Here is a 16,425-nt window from a genome sequence, read left to right as displayed (position 1 = left end):
GCTGCGGATGTCGACAACGGCGAGGTGTGCGGAGACTCAGCCGCGGTTCCACAAACTGGGCCAGCTGACACCCAGCTCGCGCACCAGCTCCCGCAGCGTCGAGAGCGACAGGCCGACGACGGTGCTCGGATCGCCCTCCACACGGCGGATGAACGGGCCGCCCAGGCTGTCGATCGTGAACGCCCCGGCGACTGCGAGCGGTTCCCCGCTGGCGATGTAGGCGTCGATCTCGTCTGTGTCCGGATCGGCGAAGCTGACCGTTGCCATGTCGGCGCGGCCGACGGCGCCGTGTGGCTGCCCGCCGCGGTGATCGATCAGCCAGTGGCCGGACCAGAGCTCGCCGCTCTTGCCGCGCTGGGCCAGCCAACGCTCGCGCGCCACCTCCGGGCGGTGCGGCTTGCCGAAGATCTGCCCGCCGAAAAGGAAGGCGGAGTCGCCGCCCAGGATGAGGCCGTCGATGGGCGCACCGGCCACATCCAGCCCGACGATCGCCTCGGCCTTGGCCCTGGCGAGCAACTGCACCATCTCGGCCGCAGGCAGCGGTCCGCGCTCGGCCTCGACACGGGCGACGAGCGCGTCCTCGTCGACGCCGGGGGAGTGCGTGAGCGGTTCGATGCCGGCGGCGCGGAGCGTGGCCAGACGCGCCGGCGAGGTCGAGGCGAGATAGAGGCGCATCGGGGGCCTTTCGAATGGTCGCGGTGTGGGACGATCAATACATGGGTAATCGAGCACGTTCTGCAGCATCCGCACGGCCGAAGGGTGCAGCGTCGCCCGGTACTCGAGCCGAGCGCAAGCCGGCCGGGCCGAACGTCGGCACCGAGGTCGAGCTCGACGTCACCAACGTAGCCCACGGCGGCGTCTTCGTGGCCCGCAGCGAGGGCCGCGTGATCTTCGTCAGCGACACCCTCCCCGGCGAGACGGTGCGCGCGCGCATCACGGATGACGGCCACGCCAGCTTCTGGCGTGCAGAGACCCTCCAGGTGCTGAGCGCCGCGCCCGAGCGCCGCGAACACATCTGGGCAGAGGCCGCGCTCAGTCGTGACCCCTCCGAGCGTGCGGGCGGCGCCGAGTTCGGCCACATCACCATGGACAAGCAGCGCGATCTGAAGCGTGCGGTGCTCGTGGACTCGCTCGAGCGCTTCGCGAAGCTCGGCAGCGATGTCACCGACGCCATCACCGTCGAGGCCATCGCCCCGGCCAGCGATGCCCCGGAGAACGCGGCAGAGGACGGCACCGGCTGGCGCACCCGCGTGCGGCTGCAGGTGGACGAGCAGGGCAAGGTCGGCCCGTACGCCGCGCGCTCGCACAACGTCGTCCACGTCGGCTCCCTCCCGCTGGCCACATCGAGCGTCGCCGAGACCGCACCGCTCACGCAGCGTTTCCCCGGCGCTGCCTACGTCGACGTCATCGCCCCGAGCGCCGACGCCACCCGTGTGGTCGTCGTCGAGCGCGATGCCAAGGGGCGCCCGGCGCGGTCGGCATCCGAAACCGTTTACGAGGTCGTCAACGAGCGCACATTCGGCCTGTCGGCCGGCGGCTTCTGGCAGGTGCACGCGAACGCGGCAGACACCCTCTACCGTGCGGTGCAGGCGAGCATCGACGAGGCGGAGTTCGACCCGCGCGCGGCCAACCTCGACCTCTACGGCGGCGTCGGCCTGCTCGCTGCGGCCGTCGGCGACCGCTTCGGCGAGACGGTGCGCATCACGACCGTCGAGTCGGATGCCACCGCAACCGACCACGCGGCCGAGAACCTGGCCGAGTGGGTGGGCGCCGCCGCGATCACCGACCGCGTCGACCGCTACCTGGCCCGCGTCGGGCGGGACGCCAGCGCCACCGAGCGCGCCAGGCTGCAGGCGGCGACGGTCGTGCTCGACCCGCCCCGTGCCGGAGCCGGCCGTGCGGTCATCGACTCACTCGCGGCCCTGCGCCCGCGTCAGCTGATCTACGTCGCCTGCGACCCGGTCGCACTGGCCCGCGACATCGGCCTGCTCGCCGGGCACGGCTACGAGCTCGCCAGCCTCAACGCCTACGATCTGTTCCCGAACACCCACCACGTCGAGGCTGTCGCCCGACTGGTGCCAACACGCTGAGTCCGAAACGAAAAAGACAATGATGCCTCCGGTGCGGGGCTATCGTTGGCGACGGGGAAACGAAGGGCAGGATCACCGTGAGTCAAGAGGTGGCGGTCGGGCAGATGCTCGTACGTGTGGCAATCGTCGACGACCACGAGTCGGTGCGACTCGGAATCAAGGCGGCCTGTGAAGCGGCCGGCTATGAGGTCGTCAACACGGCGGCGACGGCGCAGGGCCTGATCGACGCGATCGACGGCCGCCCCGTCGACGTCGTCGTGCTCGATCTCTCGCTCGGCGACGGATCTCGGGTGACCGACAACGTCAAGCTGGCGCAGGCGACCGGCGCGGCCGTGCTCGTGCACAGCATCGCCGACCGCGTGGCCAGCGTGCGCGAGGCGCTCGCGGCCGGTGTCGCCGGCGTCATCCCCAAGTCCTCTCCGACGACGACGGTCATGGCGGCGATCGCCACCGTGGCGCGTGGCGAGGTGCTCAACAACCTCGAGTGGGCGACGGCGATCGACGCAGACCGCGACTTCGCCAAGGCCCAGCTCGGCCGACGCGAGCGCGACGTGCTCCACCTCTACGCCTCAGGGCTCCCGCTCAAACTCGTCGCCGGACAGCTGGGCATCGCCCACTCGACCGCCCGCGAATACCTCGACCGCATCCGCGTGAAGTACGTCGAGGTCGGGCGCCCCGCGCCCACCAAGGTCGATCTGCTGCGGCGAGCCGTGGAAGACGGCATCCTGCCTGGCCTCGACCAGGACGGCGAGGATGGCCGCGGCTGAAGCCGTAGCGGCGACGGGCGGGGTCGCCGGCTCGACGCTCCCGACGATGCGGACCGGCATCAAAGCGATCAGCGCGGCCAAGATCGAGACGATCGTAGCCCGCGCCGCCGGCATCCTGGGTGTGGTTTTCGGCTTGCAGAGCGTGCCGATCATGTTCAGCCAGCTGCCCGACCTCGATCCGGTGTGGGCGGGTGCCGTCAACCTCGCCATCTTCGGCGGCCTGATCTTGGTCGCCATCGCGACGCTGTTCAACCGCTTCGTGCGGCTCACGACGAGCTGGGTCGCCTTCGCCTACCTCCTCGGACTCCTGGTCTGGCCGCTGACGGTCGTTGACGCCTCGATCTTCACCGACCAGAAACCGTGGCTCTGGTTCCTCTGCACCGTGGCGACCGCGTGCGCGGCCGTCGCGTTCCCCGTCGGCTGGGCCGCCGCATACACACTGCTCGTCCCCATCGTCTACGGCGCCCTGCGCACATTCCCCTCCGGTGGAAACGTCGACACCGCTCTCGCCGCCCTCGACGCCGTCTACGCGATCATGCTGGGCCTTGTCGTGCTGATCATCATCACGATGCTCAGGCAGGCGGCAGCCGCCGTCGACCTCGCCCAGGCCGCAGCGCTCAGCACATACACGACCGCCGTGCGGCAGCATGCGACCGAGCTCGAGCGCATCGAGGTCGACGCCATCGTCCACGACAGCGTGCTGACCACCCTGCTCTCAGCGGCCAACGCGCGCACGCCCGCCGACGAGGCGCTCGCCGCCAGCATGGCCACGGAGGCCATTGCGCGACTGGATGCCGCAGGCGCGGTGATCCCCGGAGACGATCGCGTGGTGCCCGTCGAGCAGCTCGAGCGCAGGCTGCGCGCTGCGATCACGGCCTTCTCCGCTCCGGTCAGTGTGACCGTGCGTCAGGCACACGGCCTCCGGCTGCCGGCACAGGTGACCGAGGCGCTCTATTCCGCGGCCGTGCAGGCACTGGTCAACAGCATGCAGCACGCCGGCGGCACGGGGACGGAGCCGGCGGTGCGGCGGCCCATCCGGCGCTCCCTCAGCCTCTCGGCCGGTGAATCCGGCGGTGTGCGACTCGAGATCGCCGACACCGGGATCGGCTTCGACATCGACAAGACGCCATCGGCGCGCATCGGCCTCCGGGTGTCGATCCTCGAGCGGATCGCTGCCGTCGGCGGCGAATCCAGCGTCGACAGCGCGCCAGGCGCCGGCACACGGATTGTGCTCGAGTGGCCGGCCGCGAACGCCGTGGACCTACAGCAGGGGGTCGACGCATGATCACGATTCCCCGGCTGCTGATCCTCGCCCTGGGCGCGCTGTTCTCCGGATACCACATCGTGCTCGGGCTCTACGCCCTCGCCGTGCCCGTCTCGCCGTGGCCATCAATCGTGGCCATGGGGCTCTACGCCTGCGCCACGCTGATCAGCCTGTGGCCGAGCAGCCCGACCCGGATGCCGCTCTGGCTGGCCGGATTCGACCTTGCCATCGCCATCGCGCTTCCATTGATCGTGACGAGCCAACTCGACCCCAACGCCGACAACGGCTACGCCACGTGGTACGTCGCGGCCGTCGGAACGCTGATGACGATCGCCGCCGCCAGACGGCGTCTGGCTGTCGCGTGGATCGGCGTCGGCTTCCTCGCGGTCCAGACCATGCTCTGGGCCGGCCCGGGCTCGCTCGGCGGCATCGGCGTCGTCGGCAGCATCGTCTGGGTCGCCGTCGCGCACATGCTGGGACGTCAGCTGGCCAAGGCCGGCCGCGACGCCAACCACTTCGTGCGCGCGGAGCGCGAGGCGACGGAGTGGCAGGCGGCCCAGGATGCGCACCTCTACGAGCGTCGCTTCCGGCTCGCCCAGACCAACCGCATCGCGGCGCCGATGCTGCGCCGCATCGCCGATCTGGGCGGCGATCTGAACGCCGATCAGCGGCAGGAGTGTCGCAACCTCGAGGCGGCCATCCGCGATGAGATCCGCGGCAGGATGCTGTTGAACGACAGCGTGCGTTCCGCCGTGCGTGGCGCCCGCAGCGGTGGCGCGATTGTGACGCTGCTCGACGAGGGCGGCATCGACGAGCTGGACGATGATGAGCGTGAGCGCGTGCTGGACGCGCTGGCGGCCGCCATCCGCGGCAGCGCGGCGGACAAGATCATCGCCAGGACGGTCTCCGACGGTTCGGAGACCGCGGTCACCGTCGTCGGTCTCAGCCAGAGTGACGACGGCAGCGCGAGCGCGCTCGGCCAGGAGGAGCTCGACGACGAGGTCGAACTCTGGCTGGAGATCCCGCGCCAGAGCTGACCGCGCGGGGCGCCGTGTGTGCGCTCGGCCGGAGATGTGGTCGCCGCGTCGGTGGAGCGGGCCCCCGCGGCGCCGTGTCGCCTGAAACACCGGCCGAACGAGCGCGGGATCCCGGGCAGCTGTCGGCCGCGAAGGCAAAAATAAAGGCCGAAAGGGAGCCGGTCTAAGACCGACTCCCTTTCGGCATCCGAGTCAGGGCGACAACCCGAATGTAACCCTGACTCGCCCCCAAAGCACTCGCCTGCTTACCCTAGTCGACGAGTGATTGGTGGTGTAACTCAATGAGAGACACCTAGCAAGAACTATATTGCCGCAGGCCCCCACCCTCTGAAAGTCGGCTTTTAGGGGGACATTGGGGTACAAAATGGGCGAGTCTCGGGGTGCATGTCGCCGCAGCGAGGCCACAACGGGGCCGAACGCGTGGTTTCCGGGGTGCAACGGCTGGGGTACAGCCGCCGGCGCATCGGACGGCGTGCAGTGATCAGGGTACAACGGCCGGGGCGAGGCCGCCAGGGGGTGTTGTCGTTTCCACGCCGGCCGTCAGGCGGCGTGCGTCACTGCCCGTGCGTCACGCGGGCTGCGTCACGCGGCCTACGGCACGGGCGTCAGAGCGTCGGGCGCGCCCAGCGGCCCTGGCCGGGCTCGATCGGCGTGCGCAGCGCGCGCTGGCTGCGCTGCCACGCCGAGGTCCCGCGCCCGGGCGCCTGCCCGAGCATCGCGGACTCCTGTTCGAGCACGGAGCCGAGCACGGCGGTGACGGCCGCTCGCTCCGGCTCGCTGACGTGACGGGTGACGAAGCGCAGGCTCGCCGGATCGAATCCGGATGCCGTGGCATCCGGATTCTGCTCGCCGTTCGACGCGGCGTCGTGGGGTGCGGCGTGCTTGGCCATCAGAGTGGGATGTTCCCGTGCTTCTTGGGCGGCAGACTGGCGCGCTTGGTGCGGAGGGCGCGGAGTGCCTTGACCACGGCGACGCGCGTGGCGGCCGGCTCGATGACGCCGTCCAGCTCGCCGCGCTCCGCGGCGAGGAACGGGCTGGCCACGTTGTAGGTGTACTCGTTGGCGAGCTTGGTGCGCACGGCCGCGACGTCTTCTCCGGCCTCCTCCGCACGCTTGAGCTCCGGGCGGTACAGGATGTTGACGGCGCCCTGGCCGCCCATCACCGCGATCTCGGCCGTCGGCCAGGCGAGGTTGATGTCGGCGCCGAGCTGCTTCGAGCCCATCACGATGTACGCGCCGCCGTAGGCCTTGCGGGTGATGACGGTGACGAGCGGAACGGTGGCCTCGGCGTAGGCGTAGAGCAGCTTCGCGCCGCGGCGGATCACACCGGTCCACTCCTGGTCGGTGCCTGGCAGGTAGCCGGGAACGTCGACGAGGGTGAGGATCGGGATCGAGAATGCGTCGCAGAAGCGCACGAAACGACTGGCCTTCTCGCCGGCGTCGATGTTGAGCGTTCCGGCCATGGCGTTGGGCTGGTTCGCGATGACGCCGACCGAGCGGCCCTCGACCCGGGCGAAACCGATGACGATGTTCGGGGCGAACAGCGGCTGCACCTCGAGGAAGTCACCGTTGTCGACGACGTGCTCGATGACGGTCTTCATGTCGTAGGGCTGGTTGGGCGAGTCGGGGATGATCGTGTTCAGCTTGCGATCGGCATCCGTGACCTCGAGCTCGACGTGGCTCTCATACACGGGCAGCTCGGCCATGTTGTTGTCCGGCAGGAAGCTGATCAGCGTGCGGGCGTAGTCGAGCGCGTCGGGCTCGTCGCTGGCGAGGTAGTGCGAGACGCCGGAGATCTTGTTGTGCGTGAGCGCACCGCCGAGCTCCTCCATGCCGACATCCTCGCCGGTGACGGTCTTGATGACGTCCGGGCCGGTCACGAACATCTGGCTGGTCTTGTCGACCATGATGACGAAGTCGGTGAGCGCGGGGGAGTAGACGGCTCCGCCGGCGGCCGGGCCGCAGATGATGGAGATCTGGGGGATGACGCCGGAGGCGGCCGTATTGCGGCGGAAGATCTCGCCATACTTGCCGAGGGCGACGACGCCCTCCTGGATGCGGGCTCCGCCGGAGTCGAGGATGCCGATGATCGGAACGCCGGTCTTCAGCGCCAGATCCATCACCTTGATGATCTTCTCGCCGGCGACCTCGCCGAGTGAGCCGCCGAAGATCGTGAAGTCCTGGGAGTACACGGCCACCTGGCGGCCGTGGATCGTGCCGGTTCCGGTCACGACGGCGTCGCCGTATGGGCGCTTCGCCTCCATGCCGAATGCGTGCGTGCGGTGGCGCACGAACTCGTCGAGCTCGACGAAGGAGCCGGGGTCGAGCAGCTGCTCGATGCGCTCGCGCGCCGTCATCTTGCCCTTGGCGTGCTGCTTGGCGATCGCGGCTTCGCCGCTGGCCGTCACGGCTTCGTGGTAGCGACGCTTCAGGTCGGCGAGCTTGCCCGCCGTCGTGTACATGTCGGGGGCCGCAGTGCTGGAGTTCTCGGTCACGCGGTTCACTCTATCGTGCACGCCACCGCGCATTCCTTTGATGATTCCCTACAAAGATGCCCGAAGAGCTTGTCGACAGACACGCCTCCTCCCGCGCCCGAAGGCGGTCGGGCTCGGGCACAATGGCCAGAGCCCCGCGAACAACGGAGCCCGTGAACACGAGGAGACCTCCATGCAGAACGACGACAGCGCCGCTCCGGCGGTGGCGGCCTTTCCGCGGAGCGCCGGCGCCGTTCCCCGCTTCGAGGCTCTGGCTGAGACCGGTTCGACCAACGACGAGCTCGTCGCGCGCGCGAGCGGCGCCGAGGCTGCCGACTGGCCGGATCTGGCCGTTCTCGTCACCGACAATCAGACCCGCGGGCGTGGGCGCCTCGGTCGCATCTGGCTGGCTCCGACGGGCAAGTCGCTGGCGATCTCCGTGCTGCTCCGCCCGGTCGTGCCCGGCGACGGCGCGCTGCCGCTCGAGCACTTCGGCTGGTTCCCGCTGCTCGCCGGTGCAGCCATGACGCGGGCGGTGCGGGCCGTCGTCGACTCCGCCCATGAGGTGCGGGTGGCAGAGGCCATCGCCGCGGGGGAGAGCGATGTCGCCGATGCGCCGGCGGTGCGGTTGAAGTGGCCGAACGACGTGCAGATTTCGGGGTACAAGGTCAGCGGCATCCTGAGCGAGCTACTGCCGGATGCCGCGGGCGTCGTGCTCGGCGCCGGACTCAATGTCTCGCTCGACGAGCACGACCTGCCCACGCTCACCTCGACATCGCTCACCCTCGTCACGCGCAGGCCGGTGAGCCCGGATGCCGTGCTGGCGGCGTATCTCACGGAGCTCACCGGGCTCTACCGCCGCTTCCTCGCCGCCGGTGGCGACGCCGTCGCCAGCGGATTGCACGCCGAGGTGAGCGCGCTCTGCGGCACGCTCGGCCAGGATGTCCGGGTCGAGCTGCCGGGCGGGGGAGAGCTCCTCGGCAGGGCGACGGCGATCGAATCCGACGGCCGGCTGCGGGTTCGGGAGCACGGCAGCGGCGAGGAGACGTCTGTCGCGGCGGGAGATGTGACGCATCTGCGGTATTAATGGGCTATGACGAACGTCGGTGGAGCCGGACTGCCCGCGCCGGGCGGGATGCCCGCGCCCGCGGCTGGGCAGCAGCTCGCCGCGCCTGCTGAGCACGTCGTCGCGCGGGTGCGCAGACATGGCCGGATGCTGTTCTGGCCATCGATCCTCCTGATCGCCGTCTGCGGGGCCGCCGGCTACTACGCCGGGCAGATGGACGAGGAGTGGCAGAGCATCGCCATCCTCGCCGGAGCAGCGCTGCTCGTGCTTCTCGGCTTCGTGCTGCCGTTGTTGGCCTGGCTGAGCCGGCGCTACACGATCACAACAAGGCGCGTGATCGTGCGGCACGGCTTCTTCGTGCAGGTGCGCCAGGAGCTCATGCACAGCAGGGGCTACGACGTGAGCGTGCGCCGCTCGTGGCTGCAGAGCGCCTTCCGCACGGGCGACATCCTGATCAATACGGGGCTCGAGCAGCCGATCGTGCTGCGGGACGTTCCGAGCGCCGACCTCGTGCAGCGCACACTGCACGATCTGATGGAGGCCAATCAGAGCCTCATTGCCGCGCGCCGCCAGCACGATCAGGCCACTCCTGGTGACCACACGATCGCGTGGGGCCAGCGCTAGGCGAATCCCGACACGACCGGCCGCGCCCACTCACGCCGGCTCGAGGGAGCGCCAGCGACCGAAGCCCTGACACACCCGAACACTCCGCTGGTTGAGCCTGTCGAAACAGCTCCGCTGGTTGAGCCTGTCGAAACAGCTCCGCTGGTTGAGCTTGTCGAAACCCAGACACCGCCGGAACCTCGCCCGCTCCCACGCTGCCTCGAGGAAGCGCCAGCGACCGAAGCCCTGACACACCCGAACACCCCGCTGGTTGAGCTTGTCGAAACAGCTCCGCTCGTTGAGCTTGTCGAAACCCTGACACCGCCGGAACCTCGCCCGCTCCCACGCTGGCTTGAGGGAGCGCCAGCGACCGAAGCCCTGACACACCCGAACACCCCGCTGGTTGAGCTTGTCGAAACAGCTCCGATGGTTGAGCTTGTCGAAACCCTGACACCGCCGGAACCTCGCCCGCTCCCACGCTGGCTTGAGGGAGCGCCAGCGACCGAAGCCCTGACACCACCGAACACTCCGCTGGTTGAGCCTGTCGAAACCACTTGATCACGGTTAGGTCACGGTCCGCTCCGCCTGTGGATAACCCCTGATTCCGGGCCTGTTTGCAGGACTCCGTGTCGGTGGTTGGTGAGACGATCTAGTCATGAGCGAAGCAGTGCTGCAGCTTCCCGGATCGGCCACCGACCCGGTCATCACACAGTGCCTCACCGGCGTCGCCTCCACCCAAACCACGCTCGGTTCCGCTCTGGCGGAGCAGTACCGCTTCATCGAAACGGCCCGCTCCCATGCCGTCGCCACCGCCGACCCGATGGGCCGGACCCGCCGGATCGAGGAGGAGTTCGCGCTCCGCAGCATTACCGCCGAGTTGGCCTTGGTGTTGCGGGTCCATGAGCGCACCATGACGGGACTGATCTATGAGGCCAAGCAGCTCGGCACCGTCTTCAGCAAGAGCCTGGCCGCTCTCGCGGCTGGCACCGTCGGCCAACGCCACGTGCGCGAGATCCTCGCCCAAGCGGTCACCCTGCCGCCTGAGTTGCACGCCCGTTTCGAAGCGGAGGCGTTGCTGAAGGCGGCCACGCAAACCCCGACCGCGTTCCGCCGGACGGCCGCGCGAATCCGGGAACGCCTCCACCCCGACTCCCTCACTTTGCGGGCGGCGCAGGGCCGCACGGAACGCAGGCTCTGGTTCGAACCCGCCGCCGACGGCATGGCGTGGCTGCATCTGCACTTGGAGGCGGAGAAGGCGATCGCGATCACCGAACGGATCAGCCACCTCGCCGACCACGCCCAAGCTGAGTCGCTCGACACCGCTCACCTCGCCGACACCGAGGTCGCGCTCAGCCCTGGCACGCACGCCCAGTTGGAGGCGGACATCGCCGCCGAACTGCTGCTCATCCCCACCGCTGCCCCCGCCGAGGCGGCCGCGAAATCGCGGATGCCGGGGTTGGCGTTCTCCCGCCCCGAGGTCTTCGTGGCGGTGCCGAAGTTGACGATCCCGTACGCGACCCTGATCGGCCAATCAGACGAGCCGGGCGAGCTCCACGGTTACGGACCGATCGACGCCGACACCGCCCGCCGCCTCGCCGCCGAGGCCCCGACACTGCACCGCATCCTCGTCGACCCGGTCGACAACACCCCGCTCCAGCTGGACCGGCACAAGTACACCCTCAGCGCGGCGTTGCGCCGCTGGATCCTCTACCGGGACCAGACCTGCCGCTTCCCGGGTTGCACCCGCACAGCCGAGCGGTGCGAGATCGACCACACCCACCCCTTCGAGCGCGACGGGCTCACCGAAGAGTGCAATCTCGCGGTGCTGTGCAAGAAGCATCACCGGCTCAAGCACAACTCCCGCTGGCGAGTGCAGCAGATGGGCGACGGTGTGCTCCGCTGGACCAGCCCGGCCGGCCGCACCTACGACACCCACCCGTCCCCACCCAGCAGCCGAAGACCCCCACCGGGCTCACCGGCCGAGCCGGCACCCCCGCTGGTTGAGCCGCCCCCGCTGGTTGAGCCTGTCGAAACCACCACGCACTACCCGGACGCTCCGCCGTTCTGATCACGTTTCCCGCTGGTCGAGTAGCGGGCCTCGCTGTGAAAGCGCGTCAGCTTCCGGTGAGCTGTGGGGCCGACTGTTCGCCGAGAATCGCCCTGCTTGGAGCGAACACCCAGTAGCGGTACATCAGGAAGCGGAACGCGGCGCCGAGGGCGAGCCCGATGACGTTCGAGGCGATGTTGTCGGCCAGCAGCGAGGTGTAGCCGAGCACCTCACGCGAGAACCACAGGCAGCCGACTGAGATCGCCATGCCCGCGATGCTCACGGCGAAGAACTCGACGCCCTCACGCACGGTGCGCCCGGTGCGTTGGCTCCCGAAGGTCCAGAAGCGGTTGCCGATCCAGTTGACGAGGATCGCGACGGCCGTCGAGATGATCTTCGCGATGATCGGGCCGGATGCCATGTTCTCCGGGCTCAGCACGGTCGCGCGCAGCAGGTTGAACAGCGCGACATCCACGACGAGCCCGACCGCACCGACTGCACCGAACTTCGCCGCCTGGACTGCGAACGCCCCGATGCGTGCCCTGGTGAACCGTGACGGCAGCTGGGCCATGGTCGGATCCCGTCGGTTGAATGGAGCGCACTGAATTGTGAGCGCCGGGTAATGAGCAAAGATAGTAGAACGACGCGCAGGGCAGTTTACGGCCATGCGATCGCGTGATGCTGAATGCGTGCTGCACGGCATCCGTGATTCACCTGCAGACTTTGAGAGAGTGCGATTCCATGATTGTTGGAGTGATCGGTGGGGGCCAGCTGGCCCGAATGATGATTCCCGCCGCGGTGAATCTCGGCATCGAGATCCGTGTGCTCGCCGAGGCCGAGGGAATGGCGGCCGACATCGCGGCCACCGGAGTCGGTGACTACCGCGACCGTGAAACCGTTCTCGCCTTCGCGCAGACCGTCGACGTCATCACATTCGACCATGAGCACGTGCCGCAGGACATCCTGCGTGCGCTGATCGAACAGGGCACGCCGGTGCACCCGGGACCCGACGCTCTGCTGTACGCGCAGGACAAGCTGACGATGCGCGCGAAGCTCTCGGAGCTCGGCCTGCCGGTTCCCGATTGGGCGGCGATCGAGGATGCCGAACAGCTCGGAGCCTTCCTCGAAGCACACGGCGGCCGTGCCGTCGTGAAGACCCCGCGCGGCGGCTATGACGGCAAGGGCGTGCGCGTCGTGCGTGCAGCGCACGAGGTCGACGACTGGTTCCAGACGCTCGCCGAGGACGGCCGCGGGGGAGCGCTACTCGTCGAGGAGCTCGTCGAGTTCAAGCGTGAGCTGGCACAGCTCGTCGCCAGGCGCCCGTCTGGCGAGATAGCGGCCTGGCCCGTCGTCGAGACCGTGCAGCTGGACGGCGTGTGCAGCGAGGTCATCGCACCGGCGCCGCACTCGGCAGGCAAGTTGGCGGATGTCGCGGCGGAGATCGCCGTGACGATCGCTGACGGCATCGGCGTCACCGGTGTGCTCGCGGTCGAGCTCTTCGAGACCACCGACGAACGCCTGCTCATCAACGAACTCGCGATGCGCCCGCACAACAGCGGGCACTGGTCGCAGGACGGCTCGACGACCAGCCAGTTCGAGCAACACCTCCGCGCCGTGCTCGACCTGCCGCTCGGCGGCACAGCCGCGCGCGACCCGTGGACGGTCATGGTGAACATCCTCGGCGGGCCGGCATCCGGCAGCCTCGCCGACCGCTACGCGCCGATGCTCGCCGCCCACCCCACCGTCAAGGTGCACAACTACGGCAAGGACCCGCGCCCCGGCCGCAAGGTCGGCCACGTCAACGCCAGCGGCGACGATCTCGACGATGTGAGCTATCAGGCGCGAGCCGCTGCGGCGTTCTTTCAGGACTGAGCAATAACATTGTCTGCGTGCTCAATGACCTCGTGAACGACGACTCCGCTCTCGACGCCGTGCCAACGCCTCTTGTCGGTGTTGTCATGGGGTCCGATTCCGACTGGAACGTCATGAGCGCGGCGGCTGAGCTGCTGCGCGAGTTCGGCGTGCCGTTCGAGGTCGAGGTGCTCTCCGCGCACCGCACCCCGGAGAAGATGATCGCGTACGGCAAGTCTGCGCACGCGCGCGGCATCCGCGTGATCATCGCTGGTGCCGGTGGCGCCGCGCACCTGCCCGGCATGCTGGCATCGGTCACCACCCTGCCCGTCGTCGGCGTCCCCGTTCCACTCGGGCTGCTCGATGGCATGGACTCGCTGCTGTCGATCGTGCAGATGCCGGCGGGCGTGCCCGTCGCCACCGTGTCGATCGGCGGAGCCAAGAACGCCGGCCTCATCGCCGTGAAGATCCTCGCCACCGCCGACGACAGCCTGAGCGATGCCCTGGGACAGTACGCCGAGAACCTCGCCGAGCTCGTCGAACAGAAGAACGCAGCTCTGCAAGCCCGCCTATGAGCACCTACCCGAGTTTTGCCAACGCATCGAGTGCGGCGAGCCCGATGCGCTTCCCGGATGTCGGTTCCTCCACCGTCATGACGCGGCGCGCCTGGTGGCTCGTCGTGCTCAACTTCCTGATTCCCGGTTCCCCACAGGTGCTGGCCGGCAACCGCCGGCTCGGCCGCTTCGGGCTGGGCTGCACGCTCACCCTCTGGACGCTGGCCGTGCTCGCCCTCGTCGTCTGGCTGATCTGGCCGGACACCCTGCTCACGATCGCCACGAATTCGATCACGCTCTGGGTCGCCGCCCTGTTGCTGGTCTTCTACGCCGTGGTCTGGGTCGTACTCTCGCTCGACACCCTGCGCCTGGTGCGGCTCGTGCGCACCAAACCCTCTGCGCGCGGCTGGATCGCCGGCCTCACCACCGTCGCGATGCTCGCACTCTCCGGCACGGCGGCGTACGGGGCGTTCGTCGCGACGACGACGAGTACTTTCTTGTCCTCGGTCTTCATCGCCGGCCCGACCGAAGACCCGATCGACGGGCGCTACAACATCCTGCTCCTCGGCGCAGACACCGGTGCCGACCGCGAGGGCACCCGACCGGACAGCATCTCGGTCGTCAGCATCGACGCCGAGACCGGCCAGGCCGTGACGATCGGCCTGCCGCGCGACATGAAGTACTTCCCGTTCCCAGAGGGCTCACCGCTCGCCGCGGTGTACCCGGAGGGCTATGGCGCGATCGACGGCTGTGAGGTCGGTGAGCCGGACGGATGCCAGCTCAACTGGGTGTACAGCGAGGTCGATCTCAAGAGCCCCGAGATGTACCCGAATGCCGTCAACGAGGGCAGCGAACCCGGCGTCGAGGGCATGCGCTCCGCCGCTGAGGGCATCACCGGCCTCACGATCCAGTACTACGCACTCGTGGACATGCAGGGCTTCTCTGACCTGATCGACGCTCTTGGCGGCGTCACGATCAACGTTCCCACCGACGTGCCGATCTACACCGACGAGACATTCACCGACGTCGCGCATTGGATCTATGCGGGCGAACAGCAACTCGACGGCAACCTTGCGCTCTGGTACGCGCGCTCCCGGCACGACACGACCGACTACGACCGCATGGCCAGGCAGCGTCAGCTCCAGGATGCCGTGCTCAAACAATTCAACCCGGCCAATGTGCTCTCCAAATTCGAGGAGATCGCGAAGGCGGGCACCAAGGTCGTCAACACCGATATCCCGCAGAGCATGCTCGGCTACTTCACGCAGCTCGCGATGAAGACCAAGGAACTGCCGATGATCAACGTCGAGCTGGTTCCGGACAACGGCGTTGACCCGCTCGACCCCGATTACGACTACATCCGCCAGCTCATCGACGAGGCGCTCGCGCCGCCGCCGACGGAGGAGCCGGCTCCGGCGGAGTAGCGCAACGCGCAGCGTCGCGAAAGGCGGCAGCCCCAACCTCGGCAGACCCGGGAACCGTCAGCGGTGCTGGCTCAGCGTCGCCGTGCACAGCACCGAAAAAGCTGCGGCCCCTACAGGTCGGCGTGCAGCTGCCAGACCCGCTCTGCGGCATCGCGCCAGCTGAATGCCTTGGAACGGTCACGGCCGGCAACGCTCAGCCGCCCGGCGAGGACCTCGTCCTCGAGGACCGTTCCGATCGCTGCAGCGAGACGCTCCGGGTATCCGTCGGCATCCTCGCGTTCGACGGTGACGCCGGCGTCTCCGGCGACCTCAACGAGCTCTGGGGCGTCGGAGTGCACGACGGGCACGCCGAACTGGAAGGCCTCGATGATCCGGGCCGCGAAGCCCTCCGCGAGGCTCGGGTAGACAAACACCGCAGCGCGTGAGAGCACGACGGCGAGGTCGGCCGGCGAGAGCTTGTCGAGCGAAAGCACCTGGTCTTCGGCAAGGCCTGCCTCATCGGCAACGGCGGCCAACTCGACGTCGCCCCAGCTGGATGGGCCGAGCACGACGAGGGGCAGATCAGGGGCCTTCGCGCCACCCAAGCCCTCGATCAGCGCGAGAACGCCCCTGCGGGGTTCGAGTGTTCCCGCGGTGAGGATGAAGCGTTCGGGAAGCCCGAGCGCGGTGGCGCGCTCGTCGGCATCCGCCGGAAGCTCAAGCCCGGAACGCGCGGCACCGGGGATCACGCGCACGCGATCCCCGAAGGCGAAGCGCTCCAGCAACTGCTCGGCCAGGGCATGCGTCGGCACGACCACCGCATCGGCGTGCTTGCGGGCGCGCCGCATCATCGACTTGTGCCAGGCGACCGTGGCGGGCGAGAGCGAGTCAGGGTGCGTCCACGCCAGCAGGTCGTGAACGGTGACGGCGATCTGCGCGCCGTCGTTCACGCGGTCGTGGCGGCGCAACGGGGCGAGGAGTCCAGGGGCGTGGATCATGCCGCCGCCATTGGACGTCGTGATCCCGAGCTGCCAGGCGGCAGCGAGCTCCCGGCGCGGGAGCGTCGTCGTGTACAGCCCGCGGAGTCCGGGAAGCGCCGCCTCGAGGCGTTCGTACTTCTCGCGCTGCGACGCCGAGACGATGCCTTCGACGTCACAGCCGCGGGGTGCCGAGGCGATCAGCTGGCGAGTGAGTTCCTCGCTGTACAGCCCGACCGGTCCCGGGGCCGGGGCGATGATCTGATCGACGACGACGCGCAGAGTTGTCATGA

At 68.8% G+C, this 16,425-nt stretch carries 15 protein-coding genes; 10 read left to right on the top strand and 5 right to left on the bottom strand.

The window, feature by feature from the left end:
• Positions 1-36: 36 nt before the first annotated feature.
• Complete coding sequence (locus tag ASC66_RS02660) at positions 37-675, bottom strand: Maf family protein (RefSeq protein WP_055834286.1); 639 nt, start codon at positions 673-675, stop codon at positions 37-39.
• A gap of 41 nt (positions 676-716) precedes the next feature.
• Between ASC66_RS02660 and ASC66_RS02655 the strand changes: the two genes are divergently transcribed.
• The 4 genes from ASC66_RS02655 (at position 717) to ASC66_RS02640 (ending at position 5,158) form a co-directional block, all read left to right on the top strand.
• Positions 717-2,090, top strand: a complete 1,374-nt coding sequence (locus tag ASC66_RS02655) for a class I SAM-dependent RNA methyltransferase (RefSeq protein ID WP_157509610.1) — start codon at positions 717-719, stop codon at positions 2,088-2,090.
• Between the two features lie 104 nt (positions 2,091-2,194).
• Positions 2,195-2,857: a response regulator transcription factor gene (locus ASC66_RS02650; RefSeq protein ID WP_055836200.1), complete on the top strand. Its 663-nt coding sequence runs from the start codon at positions 2,195-2,197 to the stop codon at positions 2,855-2,857.
• Complete coding sequence (locus ASC66_RS02645; protein ID WP_055834283.1) at positions 2,844-4,142, top strand: sensor histidine kinase; 1,299 nt, start codon at positions 2,844-2,846, stop codon at positions 4,140-4,142. The genes ASC66_RS02650 and ASC66_RS02645 overlap by 14 nt, the downstream gene beginning before the upstream one ends.
• Positions 4,139-5,158 carry a DUF8320 family protein gene (locus ASC66_RS02640; protein ID WP_055834280.1) on the top strand — a complete coding sequence of 340 codons (1,020 nt, stop codon included), beginning with the start codon at positions 4,139-4,141 and terminating at the stop codon, positions 5,156-5,158. Before ASC66_RS02645 ends, ASC66_RS02640 begins: the two co-directional genes overlap by 4 nt.
• 605 nt (positions 5,159-5,763) lie before the next feature.
• Here ASC66_RS02640 and ASC66_RS02635 read toward each other — a convergent pair.
• Both ASC66_RS02635 and ASC66_RS02630 read right to left on the bottom strand, forming a co-directional pair.
• Complete coding sequence (locus tag ASC66_RS02635; protein WP_157509609.1) at positions 5,764-6,048, bottom strand: acyl-CoA carboxylase subunit epsilon; 285 nt, start codon at positions 6,046-6,048, stop codon at positions 5,764-5,766.
• On the bottom strand, positions 6,048-7,685 hold the full coding sequence (locus tag ASC66_RS02630; protein ID WP_055834277.1) for an acyl-CoA carboxylase subunit beta: 1,638 nt from the start codon (positions 7,683-7,685) through the stop codon (positions 6,048-6,050). Before ASC66_RS02630 ends, ASC66_RS02635 begins: the two co-directional genes overlap by 1 nt.
• Positions 7,686-7,824: 139 nt before the next feature.
• On the opposite strand from ASC66_RS02630, the gene ASC66_RS02625 reads away from it, so the two are divergent.
• From ASC66_RS02625 to ASC66_RS02610, 3 genes are all read left to right on the top strand, one after another.
• The gene (locus ASC66_RS02625) at positions 7,825-8,718 is read left to right on the top strand and encodes a biotin--[acetyl-CoA-carboxylase] ligase (RefSeq protein ID WP_055834274.1); all 894 of its coding nucleotides are present in this window, start codon (positions 7,825-7,827) and stop codon (positions 8,716-8,718) included.
• 6 nt (positions 8,719-8,724) lie between these two features.
• Positions 8,725-9,321 carry a PH domain-containing protein gene (locus tag ASC66_RS02620; RefSeq protein ID WP_235496634.1) on the top strand — a complete coding sequence of 199 codons (597 nt, stop codon included), beginning with the start codon at positions 8,725-8,727 and terminating at the stop codon, positions 9,319-9,321.
• Positions 9,322-9,955: 634 nt separating this feature from the next.
• Complete coding sequence (locus ASC66_RS02610) at positions 9,956-11,368, top strand: HNH endonuclease signature motif containing protein (protein ID WP_055834268.1); 1,413 nt, start codon at positions 9,956-9,958, stop codon at positions 11,366-11,368.
• A gap of 46 nt (positions 11,369-11,414) precedes the next feature.
• On the opposite strand, the gene ASC66_RS02605 is transcribed toward ASC66_RS02610, so the two are convergent.
• Complete coding sequence (locus ASC66_RS02605) at positions 11,415-11,918, bottom strand: GtrA family protein (RefSeq protein WP_055834265.1); 504 nt, start codon at positions 11,916-11,918, stop codon at positions 11,415-11,417.
• A gap of 170 nt (positions 11,919-12,088) precedes the next feature.
• On the opposite strand from ASC66_RS02605, the gene ASC66_RS02600 reads away from it, so the two are divergent.
• The 3 genes from ASC66_RS02600 to ASC66_RS02590 all read left to right on the top strand — a co-directional run bounded on the left by ASC66_RS02600 (position 12,089) and on the right by ASC66_RS02590 (position 15,176).
• Positions 12,089-13,219: a 5-(carboxyamino)imidazole ribonucleotide synthase gene (locus ASC66_RS02600; protein ID WP_082491963.1), complete on the top strand. Its 1,131-nt coding sequence runs from the start codon at positions 12,089-12,091 to the stop codon at positions 13,217-13,219.
• An 86-nt stretch (positions 13,220-13,305) separates the two neighbouring features.
• Positions 13,306-13,773: a 5-(carboxyamino)imidazole ribonucleotide mutase gene (gene purE / locus ASC66_RS02595; protein ID WP_055836192.1), complete on the top strand. Its 468-nt coding sequence runs from the start codon at positions 13,306-13,308 to the stop codon at positions 13,771-13,773.
• Positions 13,770-15,176: an LCP family protein gene (locus ASC66_RS02590; protein WP_055834259.1), complete on the top strand. Its 1,407-nt coding sequence runs from the start codon at positions 13,770-13,772 to the stop codon at positions 15,174-15,176. The genes purE and ASC66_RS02590 overlap by 4 nt, the downstream gene beginning before the upstream one ends.
• Positions 15,177-15,286: 110 nt before the next feature.
• Here the strand turns inward: ASC66_RS02590 and ASC66_RS02585 are convergent, their stop codons facing one another.
• Positions 15,287-16,423: a glycosyltransferase family 4 protein gene (locus ASC66_RS02585; protein WP_055834256.1), complete on the bottom strand. Its 1,137-nt coding sequence runs from the start codon at positions 16,421-16,423 to the stop codon at positions 15,287-15,289.
• Between the last annotated feature and the right edge of the window lie 2 nt (positions 16,424-16,425).

The organism is Leifsonia sp. Root4 (genome assembly GCF_001425085.1).
Lineage (GTDB): Bacteria > Actinomycetota > Actinomycetes > Actinomycetales > Microbacteriaceae > Microterricola.
Note: the sequence above shows the minus strand (reverse complement) of the source record. Positions and strands in the feature narration are given on the sequence as shown.

Coding starts and splice junctions, on each gene's coding strand:
- ASC66_RS02660 (WP_055834286.1), bottom strand. CDS start 675: ATGCGCCTCTATCTCGCCTCGACCTCGCCGGCGCGTCTGGCCACGCTC.
- ASC66_RS02655 (WP_157509610.1), top strand. CDS start 717: ATGGGTAATCGAGCACGTTCTGCAGCATCCGCACGGCCGAAGGGTGCA.
- ASC66_RS02650 (WP_055836200.1), top strand. CDS start 2,195: ATGCTCGTACGTGTGGCAATCGTCGACGACCACGAGTCGGTGCGACTC.
- ASC66_RS02645 (WP_055834283.1), top strand. CDS start 2,844: ATGGCCGCGGCTGAAGCCGTAGCGGCGACGGGCGGGGTCGCCGGCTCG.
- ASC66_RS02640 (WP_055834280.1), top strand. CDS start 4,139: ATGATCACGATTCCCCGGCTGCTGATCCTCGCCCTGGGCGCGCTGTTC.
- ASC66_RS02635 (WP_157509609.1), bottom strand. CDS start 6,048: ATGGCCAAGCACGCCGCACCCCACGACGCCGCGTCGAACGGCGAGCAG.
- ASC66_RS02630 (WP_055834277.1), bottom strand. CDS start 7,685: ATGCGCGGTGGCGTGCACGATAGAGTGAACCGCGTGACCGAGAACTCC.
- ASC66_RS02625 (WP_055834274.1), top strand. CDS start 7,825: ATGCAGAACGACGACAGCGCCGCTCCGGCGGTGGCGGCCTTTCCGCGG.
- ASC66_RS02620 (WP_235496634.1), top strand. CDS start 8,725: ATGACGAACGTCGGTGGAGCCGGACTGCCCGCGCCGGGCGGGATGCCC.
- ASC66_RS02610 (WP_055834268.1), top strand. CDS start 9,956: ATGAGCGAAGCAGTGCTGCAGCTTCCCGGATCGGCCACCGACCCGGTC.
- ASC66_RS02605 (WP_055834265.1), bottom strand. CDS start 11,918: ATGGCCCAGCTGCCGTCACGGTTCACCAGGGCACGCATCGGGGCGTTC.
- ASC66_RS02600 (WP_082491963.1), top strand. CDS start 12,089: ATGATTGTTGGAGTGATCGGTGGGGGCCAGCTGGCCCGAATGATGATT.
- purE (WP_055836192.1), top strand. CDS start 13,306: ATGGGGTCCGATTCCGACTGGAACGTCATGAGCGCGGCGGCTGAGCTG.
- ASC66_RS02590 (WP_055834259.1), top strand. CDS start 13,770: ATGAGCACCTACCCGAGTTTTGCCAACGCATCGAGTGCGGCGAGCCCG.
- ASC66_RS02585 (WP_055834256.1), bottom strand. CDS start 16,423: ATGACAACTCTGCGCGTCGTCGTCGATCAGATCATCGCCCCGGCCCCG.